Raw genomic sequence first — 16919 nt, forward strand, 5'->3', positions numbered from 1 at the left:
CAGTAGGCGCGCGATTAATCGCGCGCCTACTGTTTTTTATTACAATGCTGTTAATAACTCCGTAAAAAACAAAATCGGTTTTGTAAGATTCTGGATTTATTTCCCTAAATTTGCGCTCAATTTGTAGTATAGGTAGAGCCATTTACCGTGTTGCAAAGATTTGATTACAAAAATTACAAATTGAACTCTTAAAAAGCGCATAATGCCGAAAAACAATTCCATTAAGTCCGTACTAATCATCGGTTCAGGTCCCATCGTTATTGGTCAAGCATGTGAATTCGACTACTCAGGTTCTCAAGCCGCACGTTCTCTTCGCGAGGAAGGTATTGAAGTAACATTGATCAACTCGAATCCGGCTACGATCATGACAGATAAGGTCGTTGCTGACAATGTTTACCTGCAACCCCTTGAACCAGAAAGCATCGTTGAAATTCTGAAAAAACACAAAATTGATGCTGTACTGCCAACAATGGGAGGACAAACTGCCCTGAACCTGGCTATCAAATGTGATGAAATGGGGATTTGGGAAGAGTACGGTGTGAACATTATCGGTGTTGACATCGCTGCGATTGAAATCACCGAGAACCGTGAAGCATTCCGCGAGTTGATGGGAAGAATCGACGTGGGAATGGCGCCTCAGGCTACTGCGAAATCTTTCCTGGAAGGAAAAGAAATTGCACAGGATTTCGGATTCCCGTTGTGTATCCGCCCTTCTTATACCCTGGGAGGTTCGGGAGCATCCATCGTGTATGATCCGAAGGAATTTGACGGATTACTGGAGCGAGGACTTCAATTGTCACCGATCCACGAGGTAATGATCGACAAAGCCCTGATCGGCTGGAAAGAATATGAATTGGAGCTATTGCGCGATGCTAACGACAACGTAGTGATTATCTGTTCCATCGAGAACTTCGACCCGATCGGAATTCACACAGGAGATTCCATTACAGTTGCACCGGCAATGACTTTGTCAGATACTACTTTCCAGAGAATGCGCGATATGGCGATCAAAATGATGCGCTCTATCGGGAATTTTGCAGGAGGATGTAACGTACAGTTTGCGGTTTCACCAGATGAGCAGGAAGATATTATTGCCATCGAGATCAACCCGCGTGTATCCCGTTCATCCGCATTGGCATCCAAAGCAACCGGTTACCCGATCGCCAAAATCGCTGCGAAACTGGCAATCGGTTACCACCTGGATGAATTAAGCAATCAAATTACAAAGACAACTTCCGCTTTATTTGAGCCGACTTTGGATTATGTAATCGTTAAAATACCACGCTGGAACTTCAATAAATTCCCGGGAACCGACCGCCGCATCGGACTTCAGATGAAATCCGTAGGTGAAGTAATGGGAATCGGACGTTCGTTCCAGGAAGCTTTACAAAAAGCTTGTCAGTCCCTGGAAATCAACAGAAACGGTTTGGGGGCTGACGGAAAAGAACTGACGAACCAGGATGCGATCCTGCACTCGTTGGAAAATCCGAGCTGGAACCGTTTATTCCATGTATACGATGCGATTAAACTGGGAATTCCGTTCAAAACGATCTTCGAAAAAACACGCATCGATACCTGGTTCCTGAAACAAATCGAGGACCTGATCAAATTGGAGCGACGCATTGAGAAATATCACCTTGGAAATATGCCGAAGGATTTGATGTTCGAAGCGAAGCAAAAAGGATATGCGGATCGTCAGATCGCACATTTATTACGATGCCTGGAATCTGAAGTGCACAACAAGCGCTCGGAAATGGGAATCAAGCGCGTATTCAAGCTGGTAGATACCTGCGCAGCGGAATTCGATGCACAAACTCCTTATTACTATTCCACTTTCGAATACGAAAACGAAAGTACGGTAAGCGACCGCAAAAAAGTGGTGGTTCTGGGTTCAGGACCGAACCGTATCGGACAGGGAATTGAATTCGATTACTCTTGTGTACACGGAGTACTGGCTGCAAAAGAATGCGGTTACGAAACGATCATGATCAACTGTAACCCGGAAACGGTTTCTACGGATTTCGACACGGCAGATAAACTGTATTTCGAGCCTGTTTTCTGGGAACACATTTACGATATTATCCAGCACGAAAAACCGGAAGGGGTGATTGTTCAGCTGGGAGGACAAACCGCGTTGAAACTGGCAGAAAAGCTGGAGCGTTACGGCATTAAGATCTTAGGAACAAGTTTCGAAGCATTGGATTTGGCTGAAGACCGCGGGCGTTTTTCCAAAGTATTGGAAGAGCACAACATTCCATTCCCGAAATACGGGGTAGTGGAAAGTGCCGAACAAGCCATTGAACTGTCGAACGACCTTGGTTTCCCGTTATTGGTTCGCCCTTCTTATGTATTGGGAGGCCAGAAAATGAAGATCGTGATCAACAAAGAAGAACTGGAGCACCACGTGGTGGACATCATCAACGAAATGGGTAGCAACCAGATTTTGCTGGATCACTTCCTGGGCGGAGCGATCGAAGCAGAAGCAGATGCGATCTGTGATGGAAAAGACGTATACATCATCGGGGTGATGCAGCACATTGAGCCTGCCGGAATTCACTCGGGAGATTCCTATGCGGTACTTCCTCCGTATAACCTCGGAGATTTCGTGATGCAGCAAATCGAAGACATTACAAAGAAAATTGCAGTTGCTTTGAAAACAGTCGGATTAATCAATATCCAGTTTGCGATCAAAGACGACAAAGTATATGTGATTGAAGCGAATCCTCGCGCGTCGCGTACAGTGCCTTTCATAGCGAAAGCTTATGATGAGCCGTATGTGAACTATGCCACGAAAGTGATGTTGGGCGAGAAGAAAGTGAAAGACTTTAACTTCAACCCGAAAAAAGAAGGATATGCGATCAAGATCCCGGTATTCTCTTACGAGAAGTTCCCGGATGTGAAGAAAGAATTAGGACCTGAAATGAAATCGACCGGTGAAGCGATCCGCTTTATCAAAAATTTGAAGGACCCGTTCTTTACGAAGATCTATTCGGAAAGAAATATGCACTTATCTAAGTAAACAACAGAAATGATCGTCGAAGCGAGCTTGTCCGGTTTATTCAAAACCGCGTTGATGATACTCGGGGCATTGGTTTTGCTCCGGTTCCTGGGACGTGTGATGATCGCAAAACGAAACCTGGACGAAGAGCGTGCGGATCTGGCACGTGAAAAAGCGTTTGTGAAGGAACGGAATGAGAAGCTGAAGAACTTCGGGAAAGTCTCGGTTTCCAAATCGGCCCCGAAAGGCGATGTCCAGGATGTCGATTATGAAGAAGTGAATTGATATTTAAACCAGTAGGCAAGCGATTAATCGCTTGCCTACTGGTTTTTAATCCGCCGTAACCGAAAAATACTCCTTCGATTGGCCGGCAATTGTTTTACGGACCTCTTTGGTCGTTCCTGCCGGGTGTTCAATTAACGCTGCCGAATGAATGGTAAGTTTGATCCCATTTCTCTTCTCTTTGACAGAAATGTACATCGATTCTACGACCATATTGGCACTGATGGTAAAATTCTTTAGAATATAGGCATGAGGATCACCTGGTTTCGAAGGTGGAGTGGCATTCGGATTTTTTTCGACAGTGATATTGCTTAAAGACAATTCTTTCAAAAACGCTGCGTGGGTCATTTTGAGCGTAAATGATTTCTGTACGTTGTAGTAGGTAGAAGAACTATACGCCTGAAGGTTTTTTGCTTTCGAGGTCGCGGCAATGGCGAAAGCTCCCAGCAATAACACCGGAACAGCGATCCGTTGGTGTACGAACCGGATTTTGACCGGTTCGTAATAATAAACCGGCACAAGGATAATCAGGCAGAACAGGTCGGTATAATCGATTGTGCGTTGGAGCGGATAAAAAGCAATTCCTGCGTTCCAATTTTCGATAAATCCGGTGCTAAGGGAAGACTTCCACCAGCTAAAAAGAAGTGCTGTGGTAATAAAAACGAGTGATTTAAGCCTATTTCCGAAAAGAAAGGTGAAGAACAATGAAAAGACAATCAAACCTGCAACATCCGAAAGTTTTCCGCTCAAAAAAGAAGGAAACGCTTCCTTCAAATAAAAATCATTGAAAAGCAACCAAAATAGTGCAAGCAGAAATACCCGGTTCAATAAGTAGTCACTGTTTTTCATGGAGTTAAAGTAGAAAATAATTAGCAATTATCAATAGTTTAATTATCAAGGGGAATTATTCCATCAGGATTCACTTGATAATTAATAATTGCTAATTATTACAACCTTGATATACCCTTTTTAAAGTGGTTTATGCTATACAGATACCTCAATTCAGGTATTGAACAGAACTGATCAAACAAGTAGTTTTGCGGGCAAATTGGTCGCGGGTGTGCCCGGCCGAATTGCAATACATGGTTTTTGGTCTCTTTTTATTGAAATTCATCGGTTTTTACCTGATTTATACAAATTCGGGTAAAACAACCTATACGCTTTTTTCCTGGGAACAATCGATTCGTAAACAGCGGAGGATTTCCTTGAGTTCGGGAGGTTTTCTGATCGGGATTACCCTAGCGGGGTACTTATTTCTTTTTGGTTTTGCAGGCGGTTTATTTTACGACCTGGTTTGCCTGATGCTGCTGGCAAGTTTGATTATTTTGCTGCGCCCCTTGCTGACAAAAGAACAGTCTAAAACTCATTCCCATGCCCGCAAATAAGAAATACCTTTCTTCGGGTTGGCAGCGTTTCGCGAAAGTAACGGCGGCAATCATCGGCAGTTTGCTGGTTACTTCTTTTTTATTTGCAGCCCTGGCTTTCTGGCTCCCGGATTACAAAACTGCAGTCATTACATCAGTTTATGCCTTGTTCCCGGTATGGATTACGTTGATGATCCTTCCTTTTCTGTTTGAGAATGGATGGAAATGCTGGTTGTACTACGTCCTTGTTTTAATCGCTCTTTACGTGCTCATTCATTTCGGAAGAAACTGATCTTCATTTTTTAGTTCCATGAATAATAGAAACTACAACATCTTCTTTCATTTACATACCGTTAGCGGAATTACCATAACCGTGGGACTGTTCATTATTTTTTTCGGCGGTGCATTTGCTTTGTTTCGCCAGGAAATAGGCGAGTGGGAAAGCGGAAAGTATGAAGACAAGAAACGGGCTGCAGTCAAATCGGAAAAGACTGATTACAACCGGATCCTGGATTCGATTGAAAAGAACGTACCCTCACTTTATGGAAGGAATGTCTACGTCTATTCCGAAGGAACATCGGATAAACAAGCCGTTTACATTTCAGGGTCGGAAGATCCGAAAACCGATTCCCTGGGAAAATTGGCCTATGAGTACGAGGTAAATCCGGAAAACTATACGTTGATGAGCCACGAGAGCTCTTTCAGTTTGGGAGAATTGTTGTACCTGCTTCACTTTTATTACCAGCTGGACCGGATAGGCTATTACATTTCCGGGCTGGTTGCTTTGTTCTTCTTCCTGGCCATTGTGACGGGTATTTTGGTTCATTGGCAAAAGATCCGTTCAAATTTCTTTGTATTCAGGCCGAGACAAAAGCTGAAAACCGTTTGGACGGATGCACATACAGCACTTGGGGTCATCGGGCTTCCTTTCCAGTTTATTTATGCGCTGACAGGTTCCATGTTTGGACTGGGAATCGTGGTGGCGGGTTCCAATGCACTGTGGATTTATAACGGAGACACGGAAAAAATGTACGATGATGTGATCCGGGAAACCACTTCTGCCGATACGCTTGGAAAGAAGCAGACTTATGTAGTGGATTACAACAAACTGGTTGCAGAAACTGCCGGTAAATGGCCTGATTTTAAAGTAGACAGGCTGCACATTGCATTTTACGGAAGTCAGACTATGAAAGTGGAGGTGAGCGGTTCCGAAAGTATTCGCGAGCGATTCTTAGGTCAGGGATCTGTTACTTTTAAGGCGGAAACGGGTAAAGAACTCCAGGCCCGGGCTCCGGGAAACATGGGGTATTACGACGATGTCTGGTCTTCAGTGAGACGATTGCACTATGCACAATTCGGAGATATCGGCACATTCAGTACCTACTTCCTGAAAATCATTTATTTCCTGATGGCTTTCCTGACTTGTTTCGTGATCATTTCCGGGGTTCTAATCTGGCTGGAAGCACGAAACAAGAAAAATATCACGGAGAAAAAAAGACGATACAATGAGCTTGTCGGGGCGATTTACCTGGCCATTTGTTTGTCCATGCTGCCGATTACAGCCGCAAGTTTTATTCTTTCAAAAGTCCTTCCGGAAACTTTGTCAGGATCACGGGAATCCATTTTAAACTACAGTTTTTTCCTGGGCTGGCTGGTGTTGAGTATTGTACTTTCCTGGAAACGGAACAAAGGACTCACCAATAAATTCTGTTTGCTAACCGGGGGGATTTTGGGTTTGATCATCCCGGTGGTAAACGGAGTTAGTTCCGGAAATTGGTTTTGGAGAACATTCAGCCAGGGAGAATACGGAATTTTCTCGGTTGACATTATCTGGCTGTGTATCGGTATCATCTGTCTGTTGGTGGTAAAACGTTTACGCAAGAATGGCGTTGAAATACCAGCAAGCGTTGCCGGAGTTCGTTAAAACCAGGATGCTAATTTGAATCTGTTGGTTCTTCGGACTTAGCCTTGTTTTTCGACCTGACCGGTTTTGCCAGCCGCCGCGCACGGATCATTTTCTCCCTTTCCGTCCTGAATTTTTTCCGGTGGAATATTCCTACGATCAGGATCATCGGTAGCTTGGTGAAAAGCAATATGAAAGCTATAACCGGACTGACAAAGGAAAGCCCGACGGCAACCAGCGCATTCAGCATATCCAGGTTACAGAACAAGCGGAACCTCGAAACAGCTTCTTCGGAAATCAGTTCCTTGTTGTGAAAGCCTTTCCGGCTGCTGTAATCCCAGATATTGTTCTGGAAAACGGAAATGAGAAAAAGGTTCAAACTGTAAGTACAAATTGCTGCTGTATCTGAAAAATAACCGCTTACCAGCGTGGTGGAAAAGGGGAGAAGTACAATGAAAAATAACCACAGAATATTATTCGACAATAACCGTTCGTCCATTTTGTGGATATACGCAAAGAACGAATGGTGCGTTTTCCAGAAGTTGGCAATATTCAGGAACGACAAGGTGAAAGCCAGAAAGGTACGCCATTCCGACAACAAATCTGAGAAATGCAAATGCCCGGACTTCAAAGGTTCGATCTTAATGTCCAGTGCCAGCAAAGTAATGGCGATCGCAATCACAGCATCACTGAAAAATACCAGCCGTTCGATTTGTATGCTTTTTTTCTCCATAAGTTCAATTCAAAGCAATTTAATGAAATATTTAGCAAATGTTCCGTCCGAATAATTCAAATGTTCAAATGTTCAAATGTTCAAATGTTCAAATTGAATTCCTTAAACTTTTGAACTGTTTAAAACTTGTTGAACGATTGAACGTCTTTAGCCTTTAGCACCTTCAAACAAATCCATCATATTTTTGATCGGATCTCCTGAATGGAGTATTTCGGTTGAGTCCAAAGTTATTTGAGTCACTTCTGACGCCCGTTTCAGCATCTGTTTTTCATATGCTCCGATGGCACTTTTCAGGTCGGGGAATTGAGGATCCGTCAGGCAATCGCACAATTCGAAGGCGTCCTGCATGGCCATGTTTACACCTTCTCCGGCATAAGGAGGCATGCGATGTGCGGCATCACCAAGCAATGTGATATTGGAATGAGCTTCCCACGCCTGATCAAGCGGATAATGGTATTGCGGTCTTGGCACAAACCATAATTCATCACTTTCAAATAGTTCCTGCCAGGTCAGGTCCCAGGAACCGAATGCTTCTTTGAACCAGTTGTGTACGGAATGTTTATCCGAAAAGTCAATACCAGAAGCAGTTACCCAGTTTTCAGGGACTTTACAGCCGGTATAAAAAGACATGCTTCCGTCTCCTTTTGCACTGAGGATAATCGATTGGTCATCTCCGAAAGCAAAGACTTTCCCGCCTTTTAGGATTTCCCAAAGTTTGGGAGCATTTTTGGCAGCATGGTAAATATTCCCTTCTACAATGGAGATTCCGGAGTAAACCGGCCGGATATCCGTAACAAAATTGCGGATTTTGGAATTTGCCCCGTCGGCGGCAATTACCAGGTCGGCATAAGCGCTGGTTCCGTTCCGGAAGTGAATTCTCCAGCCGTCTTTTTCTGCTTCGAGGGAAGTGAAATGAGCATCCCAAACTACGATTTCTTCCTGGAGTGAACTCAGAAGGATTTGTCTGAGCGGCCCACGATCAATTTCCGGACGAAGATTTGTGACATCTGTTGCGTCAGCTGTTTCAGCGTGATCATCTAATTTGATCTCCAGGTTTTTGGTGATCAACCGCATTTTCCCGGCATCCGGACGGTAGTTGGCATAAAATGCATCCGTTAACCCGGCGCGTTTCAGTGCTTCCAGCCCGGATTCTTCGTGTAAATCCAGTGTTGCGCCCTGTACACGTGCATGCTTGTTCTCATCGCGTTCGTATACACGAACCATTAATACTTTTTGCTGCAACAGATTGGCAAGAGTCAATCCCCCGGGGCCTCCGCCGATAATAGCGATTTGTTTATTTTCAAGTAACATGACTTTTAGTTTTCAGAAAGAACAACCTTGATCTTTCCGTTTGATAACCCAAAATTACTTCCGGTGCAGGGTAGAAAATTGTATAAATCGGTCGTTGGTATTTTTATGCAGTTCTTTCGGAGTTACCCCGCTGAACTTTTTAACTTCTTTGATGAAGTGGGCCTGGTCGGTAAAGTTTTGCTCCGGGAATAGTTTTCCTTCTTTAATCTGCGAAAAGGAAGCCCTGAAACGAAGAATGGTCGAATAGCTTTTGAGGGATATTCCGAATCGGTCATTGAAATAGCGATTGATTTGCCGTTCGCTCCAGTTTACTGCTTCAGATAATTCGTGAACGGTATATTCGCCCTTATTGGCATAGATTAATTCGAAAAGTTTTTGTTTGCGTGGATCAATGGTTTTCTTTTGAAGATTTTCTAAAATAATCCGGGATGATTTAGTGCAAAATGCGTCGAAATCTGAAAGATCTTCGGGTTTGAAACCCCAAAAATCGACAGGTAACAGGGAAACCCCGTTGAGTATAGAAGAAATGGGTTGCTCGAGGATATATTCGACTGCCAATAAATTAAAACTGATGGCAAAAATGCGTGTTTGAGCTTCAAAAATGACACATTCCGGTTCGCTTTCCAATCCGGATAGCGTGATGTGAAATCCCTGTTCTTTGGAATGTGAAATAAATAAATCCACCCGGCCGTCCGGAACTACGATGATTTCTTTTCCGGAATCGGAATGATTTTCCAATCGCCAGAAGCTATCTACGAAATCAGCCAGTTCGTTGCCGGGCTTCAAAAATTGGTATTCCAATGCTTCGGGCATCTTTATCAATCGGGAAGCCCGTATTTAGTATCTCTTACCAGTGAATCATGAGTCAACCGGATAGCATTTCCGGATTCCTGGTAGTTCCACCCCAATTGAATGGCTTGTTCAATCAAAGGACGGATCATTTCGGGAGTCACACTTTCAGGAGATTCGTTGATATAGCCTCCGTAAGCACGCGTAAATCCGACAGAAATAAACAATACCTGTCCGCCGGAGATGTGTTGAACCGGAATTGCCTGATCCTCATTATGCGCTTCGTTATGGGAAATTTTCTTGCGGATTTTCCAAAGAAAAACTTCCCCGTTAACGGTTATTTTGCGCATACCTTTTAATGAAATTGCCATTGTTTAATCTTAATCTTTCCCGACTACGTGAATGAAGCCCTGCTTCGTATTGCGCGGTTCTTCTTCTCTGCCTTTCGGGTAGTAAACATAAAAATAAACTCCGTCCGAAGCTCCGTCGCCATCCCAATTGTTCAGGTATGGACTTGCTTCAAACATGATGTTCCCCCAGCGATTGATAATGATGATGGTATTGCCCAATTGTGAATAAGCATCATCAATAATGAAGAAGTCATTGATTCCGTCGCCATTCGGTGTAATGATATTCGGCAGATCATCGTCGCAGTTTACAACGTTTAGAGACATCGTATCAGAACCGACACACCCTTCCGGAGTTACTACGTTCAGGATCAGTTCCTGGTTAAAGGTAATCGGGATATAATTACTCGTTCCGTAGGTTGTCCAGTAATAGGAATTGGCATCGTTCGGGAAATGGAAGGTAAACACATCGTTTGCACAGAAAACCGTATCCGGTAAGATGTCCAGGCTCGGAACCGGTGATAGGGGAACAAAAACCGTATCCAGGTAAACACAGCCCATGTCATCCCAGGTTCTTAGGTAGAAATTCCCGGAGTTTTGCTGACTCAAAGTAAATGCAAGCGGATTGTTTGCTGAGTTTCCGAATGGAGTGATCCAAAACACACTGTCGGAAGTAGTGTTTACGCTCAGATTTCCGCTTGTTCCCGGACAATAATTCGGGAAGTTGATACTGGTAGTCAGGTCGTAAACAGACGTATTTACAATCAACGTGGCACTTTGCGTCTGACAGCCAAATTCATCGACAGCAGTTACGGTAATCGGCGTATAAGTCTGGTTTCCGTAAACCGTTAATTCGTCGTTCGTGATTGTTCCGAAGCTGCCCGTCCAAACTACCGAAGTGAGATTGCTATTGGTCAAATGAGCAATTTCGGAGTCGAAGTAACAAACATTCAGTGTATCGTCAGCCAGGTTCAGCACTGCGGGAGAAATAATCCGGACGCTGTCTGTTTGAATGGTCGTGAAGCAGGCATTGGACAATTCCACAGAGAATACATGATTCGCATTCAGGGTGGCAAACGGAATGGTGATCGGGTTGGCAGAACCTAAGGAAACGCCATTGGAAAACCATTCCACATCATCCGTTGTGTTTACGTGGAATACACCGTCTTCATTGATACACAGGTTCGAATCGCCCAAAATGGCTACTGCAATCGGTGGAGTCGAAATGATTACCGATACCAGGGAATAACTGAATCCGCAAACGCTGTTCGGCGCTGTATTAGAGATGAGGAAATTCGTATCCTGCTGCACATTGGTCAAATTGATCGTTGTTCCGGTGAAAACAGGTGTTGTGTCCAGTGAATACCAGATAATCGTATTGGAGTTGGTGAGTGTTGCGTTGTCTCCCGGACAAATGGTCTGTGAAGGAATCGTTGGCGGCGCACTTCCCGGAACGTTGGTTACCGTGATGGCATTTGTTTGTGCCGTACAGCCTGCGCTGTTTGTTACCAGGGCAGAGTAAGTGCCGTCTGTTACCGTGCTGTATGAATTTCCGGAAATGTCGCCGTTCATCCATTCGTAGGTTCCTCCCGGATACGATCCGGTGAAAATAGCCGTGTCTCCGTAGCAGAGGATCGAATCACTGACAGAAATGGAGGCTGTAAACGAACCGTTTATGATGACTACGGTATCCGCAGTGGTGATTCCGCACTGGGTAATTTGTACGATGTAAGTTCCGGGCGTGCTTGTGGTAATGTGATCGCTCGTTGACCCGTTGTTCCATTGGAAAGTAGCATTCCCCGAATAGCTGATCTGGATATCTACCGGTTGGTTGTCGCAAATAGTTGCGCCCGGTGAAACAGCGATAGAAGGAGTGGAGTATTCGAATACCTCAAACGGAGGAGTAGTTAGAACACATCCGTCGGCATCCGTTACATTACACACATAGCTTCCGATCTGGTCGGTATAACATTGGGAAGTCAAAGACAAAGTATCTCCGTTCGAACCGAACCACATGTATGAGGTAAACAGGTTGGGAACAGTCATCAACAATGAATCGGAAGGACAAATAACGGCGTCTCCGGGAGAAGTGATGTTCGGAGCTACTTTTACTCCTACATACTGATTGAAGCTCAGGAAGGAACTACAGCCCGTGAGGGAATCTGTTAGTGATCCGGAGTAGTTGTACCATCCCGGAGCATTGACCTCAATACTATCCGCATTGTTGCTCCACAAAATATTGGAACCCGACCAGTTTAAGTTGGGATTCGGGTTGGTGGCAACCAGGAAAGTAGATTCATTCGGGCAGAGCAGGCTGGATCCCGTAATAGTTGTTCCCCAGCTCGGATTCGGATTGACCTTGATGTAGAACTGGCGGGTGGCAGTATAAACAGTGGTATCCAAACCGCACAAGTTGTCGTAACCTTTGACAACCTTGATGGTAACGGTGTACCAGCCTGTAGATACCGGTGTGAAAATAGTTGCAGCGGTATCGTAGTTGATGAACGAAGCGCCGTTAATGGTCCAGATCACCGTGTCGATCGGAGGAGAAACCATCGGGGAGAAATTTCCAAGCGGATTGACGATCAGATCGATTCCATGAAATTCTACCGGAATACCCTGACAAACAACAATGGAGTCGCCAGTAGGAACGGGTGTATTCATAGCAATGGAAAGCGATATGCTGTCGGGCTCTTCTGCAACGTCCTGTTCAAATGTAAAGCTTCCGATATTGATACAATATTGATTGACAGCCTGTACAAAATACTGGTATTCCTGGTTCAGGGTATGCGGTCCCGGGCCACTGAACGAAACTACGTTCCCGATTGTTGTGATAGTTGTTCCGGGATCGATGTTGGTGTAGTTGATAATTGCGCCTTCCGGGTAGCAAAAATGATAGTTGTTGTATTGCGGCCCGGGGTTATTGACATTGATACCATGATCGTCCGTTAAAAAAGGAAGATCCGGAATAGTTTCCTTGATTCCGTATATGGAGTCCATATCCATGTAACAGGCGTCGTCGCGCTCGTGCTCTATCCAGTACGTGCCAGTTGCAGAAATGATGTTTGTCTGTGTATGGGTTCCGTCGTACCAGGTGCTGGTGTAGCTTGGCCCGAAATGCGGGTATGTCAATGTGCGGTAGTACAATTCCGCTTCGCTGCAAAAATGAACGGTATCTCCGTTTGCAGAGAGTGTGACATAATTAGCAGCCTCGTATGCACTGAGATATCCTGCCAGAGAATCGGAAGTCGGTACGGAATAATAGTTGTAGTTCCCGTAATTGGCATTCACCTGGTTGCTTAAAAAAGAGTTCCGGCTTTGATCCCCCACCAAGTAAACATGATAAGGTTCCATAGCCAAATAGGGATTGAACGTAAAATTGTCGTATCCGAGGGAAGCTGCTACCGGAAGGAAATTCAAATCATCCGTATAACTTCCGCAAAGCAGCGGATTGTCATTTTGTTTCACCGCAACGCCTTTTCCTTCATCGTCCAGTTTACTTCCGAATTGTTTGATGTAGGTGCGGGAGCCGCTGTTGGATACTTTCAACAGGTAAGGATCTCTGAACCCGACAGAATTAAACAAAGTTTCCGTGCTGTCCTGTATTTGGGAAAGATCACATTTGAAATAACCGGTTACGTATATGCTGTTTCCGGGGTCAATGGAAAGGGTTCGTGCGGAAAGTTCATTGTCCGATCCGAGTGTATTGTTCCAGATGTATTGACCGGGATTGCTCGTTTTCAGTACGAAAATCTGTTTGTCATAAGGATTTTGGATGCTGTTGCTGCCATTGATGTCGTAGTAAAGCATGTTTCCCAGGAAATCCCCCACAACGATCGGTTCGTTATTCTGGTTGACTTCCACATCGTAAGGCATCACGTAGCCGGCTTTCATTAAGTTCATGAATTGGACCTGTCCTGCAGGATTCAGTTTACAGAGAAACCCGACATTTATCCCGTTATTGACATAGGTATTTGATGCAAACGTGAGGGTATTGGAAAACTGCCCGGTAAAGAAAATGTTATTCGAAGCATCAACCGCTACGGAAAGTCCCCGGTCGTCCAGGTTCGCATTTCCACTCAAAGACCAAACGGGTGCTCCGGCGGAAGTATATTTGGCAATAAACAAGTCAAAAGAAGGCTGGCCGGTATTTACATCGTTTGTGCTGGTGAAAGTATTGGCACCGATAGTTGCCGTTCCCTGGAATTCACCTGTGAGGATGACATTATTGGCATTGTCGACAGTTACTTTATAAGAGTTGTCGGGTGAACTTCCTCCTTCTTTTCTTGCCCAGAGTACGTTTCCTGCAGGATCCAGTTTTACGATGAAAATATCTTTGGAATTGGAACTGGAAACAAGCGTGGTGCTTCCAAAACTAACGCTTCCGAAAAACGAACCGGTAACGACGATGTTCTGATCGGGCCCAACTGCCAGGTCAACAGCCCGGTCCGCTCCCAATCCTCCGAATTGCTTTATCCAGATGATTGCTCCTGAAGCCGAATATTTGGCAACGTAAGCATCGGTGTTTCCCTGTGTGCCTGAAAGGGAAGTAGACGGCCCGAAAGATGTTTGCCCGGAAAAGTAACCTGCAACGTAGGATTCATTGGCGGTATTTAGCTCGATATCTACAGCTTCGTTGGTCGTTTGGCTGAATGTACTGGCTCCCCAGGTTTGGGACCAGCTCCAGGATACCGAAAAACAAAGTGAGCAAATAATGATGATTAGCTTCATGGTATTAGCGATTTTACAGGATAAAGACGCGGGAAACCACAAAAAGTTGGACAGGCGAAGAAGTCTTTTTTTCGCTGTAGTATTCGGGTTTAGCGTAGGGCTCAAAATAATAGTTCTCAACTTACTGTTATTAAATCCGTTAGTTTGGAAAAAAGGAAATAACGAATGTTGAAGAGCGTGTTCTATCCGGTCAATGCTGTAGGAAAGATAATCATTCCTGACTCACTAACAGACGGTTTTTGTTCAGAAAAGGTTGCCCGAACGAAAAAATCAGACACATCTTTCCGCTTTGTTAGAAGAATCACGAAATAATTGAAATGAATTGTTTTTTGCTGTCAAAAGCGGTATGATACCAATAAATCCATGTTGTAGTCACTGAAAATGAGTGAGTAGTCGAAAGACGCCCCGGCCTGGAAATGCTTCCCGATATTTCCCCGGAGGGCAAAAATGTTCCGAAGCTCCAAAATACGCATGGCGTAGGAAACGCTCACTTTCTGGAAGAGTCCCAGGTTTAAACCTGCGTCGACGTTCCAGTTCCGTTCTTTGTAAAACAGGAAGAAAGGCGCCAATTCGACTTTGCGTTTAAACAATCCGAAGTTATAGGAAAGGTTCCCGTAAATTTCCCGCTGGTCTTTGATCAGGTCTAATCCATTTACTTTGACCGAACTTGCAAAAAGGTTTTTGGTTGCGAATCCCAACGTTAACCCTTTTACCTGGTATTGAATGCCGAGATCCAGGTCGGCATTTAGTTTGAGCCGGGCCGAAGGCGGGGAGGAAATTTGCCCCAGTTTGTCCCAATTGATCGCATTGAAGTTGAATACTGTTCGTGCACCCAGGTTCAGCCTGCTGGATTTTCCCCAGCGGAACATGCGCGTATACCCGAGGTAAATAATATTCCGGCTGTAAAAAGAGTACCCGTCGTAGATGTATGAGGCATTGACCGAATTCTTGGCGTTCAGGTTGTAAATGTGATTGAAGTAGAGGTTTACCGGTTTTACCCACACTTCGTCATTTTCAGCAGGAACGTATTTGTACTTCGCATAGGCTCCGAATGATGCACGGGAAGAAGTGTCTTCTATTCCGGCTGCAGTATTGTAATAATGCATGTTCCGGAAATAAATATTCGGACGCAGGGTGTTTTGAGCGAATAATCCGGCTGATGCGGAAAAGAGAATAAGTATAAACAGGCTGAATGTTCTCATGGGTTTATTTTAACGCATTAAAATCGTTGAGCGTATTTTGGGTGTAAAGCCCCACGTCGGAAAGGTGCGTGCCTCCTAAATAGGTGTACAGCGTGACATCTCCGCCGGCGTTGCCAAGTCCTTCCATAGCATCTGTAGCATTGTAATAATAAACGATCTCGTCCGCATCACCGTGGTGCAAAAAGACTTTCCCGACCGGGTTCCAGCCACTGCTGAATGTGTTGCGGTTAATGACCTGGTTCATGGCTGCATCCGAGCCGTCAATAATGTTGGCAAGAAAATATGCTTTGAATGTCTGTGAAGGAATTTGGGAAGGAGTGAAGATGGCCGAATATTGATCATAAACCGGGTAGGAATAGAATTGATCAGTCGGGCGTTTCAATTCCGGGCTGAATTTGTTCAGACTGTAAAGTCCCCAGGAGAAAATATTGTTGGTAATCAACTCTTCATCTTTCCTGGAAAGAATATCGTCCATAAAACCTCTTAGATTGTAAGGCCCTGCCAATGATGAACTTGCCGTAACCGTAAATTCCGAAGCGTATTGTTCCTGGATAAATTTGTGTGCCGAAAGAGAAGCTCCGCCACCCTGCGACCAACCCGAAAGGAATAAACGATTGTCGTAGGTAATTCCTTTTTCCGCCAGGAATTGTTTTACTGCCAACAATCCGTCAATATTGGATTTGAACAATTCATCGTAAGCCAGGTAAGGATGTTCTTTGTTTTCGGTAGCTCCGAAACCGATGTAATCCGGGAGAAAGACAATGTATCCCGCCGAAGCCCATGCCAGGCCAATGTTGCGCGTTTCGATGAAATTATTGCCCTGGCCTTCGTAATTGGAAGGGGTTTCGTATTTGGATTCGTAGAAAGCACTTAAGTTGATGGGGATTTGCGTTCCGTGAAAATAGGCAATGAGGTACGCAGAATCCACATGCTCCGGAACAAGCAGCAGCCCGCGGGAATTGATCTGTTTTCCTTCGTAGATCGTCCGGTAGGTGATGGAATAATAATTCACACCGTTCTGCACAATATCCTGGGCGTCGAATTCATTGATCCGCGGTACAATTCCACTTTCGGGAATAGTGCCTTTCAGATTATACTCGATGAGTGTTCCGCGTTCCTTGTATTCAAGTTCAGCAATTTTCTTTTTGCAGGATTGAGTTCCAAGAAGGAACAAAATTACCAGTATCCGGGTAGAAAGCGTTTTCATAAGAAATATATACTTGCAACTAAATATAGGTTACAAGTAATTCATATACAAA

13 protein-coding genes are annotated in these 16919 nt (G+C 44.6%); 5 read left to right on the forward strand and 8 right to left on the reverse strand.

Annotated features, from left to right (window positions below):
* The first annotated feature begins 202 nt into the window (after nt 1-202).
* Both carB and ABDW02_RS04795 read left to right on the forward strand, forming a co-directional pair.
* Nucleotides 203-3019, forward strand: a complete 2817-nt coding sequence (gene carB / locus ABDW02_RS04790) for a carbamoyl-phosphate synthase large subunit (protein ID WP_343632645.1) — start codon at nt 203-205, stop codon at nt 3017-3019.
* A 9-nt stretch (nt 3020-3028) separates the two neighbouring features.
* The gene (locus ABDW02_RS04795) at nt 3029-3283 is read left to right on the forward strand and encodes a hypothetical protein (RefSeq protein WP_343632647.1); all 255 of its coding nucleotides are present in this window, start codon (nt 3029-3031) and stop codon (nt 3281-3283) included.
* A gap of 45 nt (nt 3284-3328) precedes the next feature.
* Here ABDW02_RS04795 and ABDW02_RS04800 read toward each other — a convergent pair whose 3' ends face one another.
* Nucleotides 3329-4129 carry a hypothetical protein gene (locus ABDW02_RS04800; protein ID WP_343632649.1) on the reverse strand — a complete coding sequence of 267 codons (801 nt, stop codon included), beginning with the start codon at nt 4127-4129 and terminating at the stop codon, nt 3329-3331.
* A 233-nt stretch (nt 4130-4362) separates the two neighbouring features.
* Here ABDW02_RS04800 and ABDW02_RS04805 point away from each other — a divergent pair, with 233 nt between their 5' ends.
* From ABDW02_RS04805 to ABDW02_RS04815, 3 genes are read left to right on the forward strand one after another with little or no spacing between them, the layout of a single operon-like run.
* Nucleotides 4363-4665, forward strand: a complete 303-nt coding sequence (locus tag ABDW02_RS04805) for a hypothetical protein (protein WP_343632651.1) — start codon at nt 4363-4365, stop codon at nt 4663-4665.
* The gene (locus ABDW02_RS04810) at nt 4652-4936 is read left to right on the forward strand and encodes a hypothetical protein (RefSeq protein ID WP_343632653.1); all 285 of its coding nucleotides are present in this window, start codon (nt 4652-4654) and stop codon (nt 4934-4936) included. The genes ABDW02_RS04805 and ABDW02_RS04810 overlap by 14 nt, the downstream gene beginning before the upstream one ends.
* An 18-nt stretch (nt 4937-4954) precedes the next feature.
* Complete coding sequence (locus ABDW02_RS04815; RefSeq protein WP_343632655.1) at nt 4955-6568, forward strand: PepSY-associated TM helix domain-containing protein; 1614 nt, start codon at nt 4955-4957, stop codon at nt 6566-6568.
* A gap of 10 nt (nt 6569-6578) precedes the next feature.
* Here ABDW02_RS04815 and ABDW02_RS04820 read toward each other — a convergent pair whose 3' ends face one another.
* The 7 genes from ABDW02_RS04820 to ABDW02_RS04850 form a co-directional block, all read right to left on the reverse strand.
* Nucleotides 6579-7280, reverse strand: a complete 702-nt coding sequence (locus ABDW02_RS04820) for a TMEM175 family protein (protein WP_343632657.1) — start codon at nt 7278-7280, stop codon at nt 6579-6581.
* A gap of 147 nt (nt 7281-7427) precedes the next feature.
* On the reverse strand, nt 7428-8591 hold the full coding sequence (locus ABDW02_RS04825; protein ID WP_343632659.1) for an NAD(P)/FAD-dependent oxidoreductase: 1164 nt from the start codon (nt 8589-8591) through the stop codon (nt 7428-7430).
* Nucleotides 8592-8645: 54 nt separating this feature from the next.
* Nucleotides 8646-9404 (reverse strand): helix-turn-helix domain-containing protein, encoded by a 759-nt coding sequence (locus ABDW02_RS04830; RefSeq protein ID WP_343632661.1) that lies wholly within the window; start codon nt 9402-9404, stop codon nt 8646-8648.
* Nucleotides 9405-9409: 5 nt separating this feature from the next.
* On the reverse strand, nt 9410-9751 hold the full coding sequence (locus tag ABDW02_RS04835) for a hypothetical protein (protein ID WP_343632664.1): 342 nt from the start codon (nt 9749-9751) through the stop codon (nt 9410-9412).
* Nucleotides 9752-9760: 9 nt separating this feature from the next.
* Entirely contained in the window at nt 9761-14458 is a 4698-nt protein-coding gene (locus ABDW02_RS04840; RefSeq protein ID WP_343632666.1) for a gliding motility-associated C-terminal domain-containing protein, read from the reverse strand.
* Nucleotides 14459-14793: 335 nt separating this feature from the next.
* Nucleotides 14794-15660 carry a type IX secretion system membrane protein PorP/SprF gene (locus tag ABDW02_RS04845; protein WP_343632668.1) on the reverse strand — a complete coding sequence of 289 codons (867 nt, stop codon included), beginning with the start codon at nt 15658-15660 and terminating at the stop codon, nt 14794-14796.
* 4 nt (nt 15661-15664) lie between these two features.
* Entirely contained in the window at nt 15665-16867 is a 1203-nt protein-coding gene (locus ABDW02_RS04850; protein ID WP_343632670.1) for a lipase family protein, read from the reverse strand.
* Nucleotides 16868-16919 lie beyond the last annotated feature (52 nt).

This window comes from Fluviicola sp. (assembly GCF_039596395.1).
Taxonomy (GTDB): Bacteria; Bacteroidota; Bacteroidia; order Flavobacteriales_D; family Crocinitomicaceae; genus Fluviicola.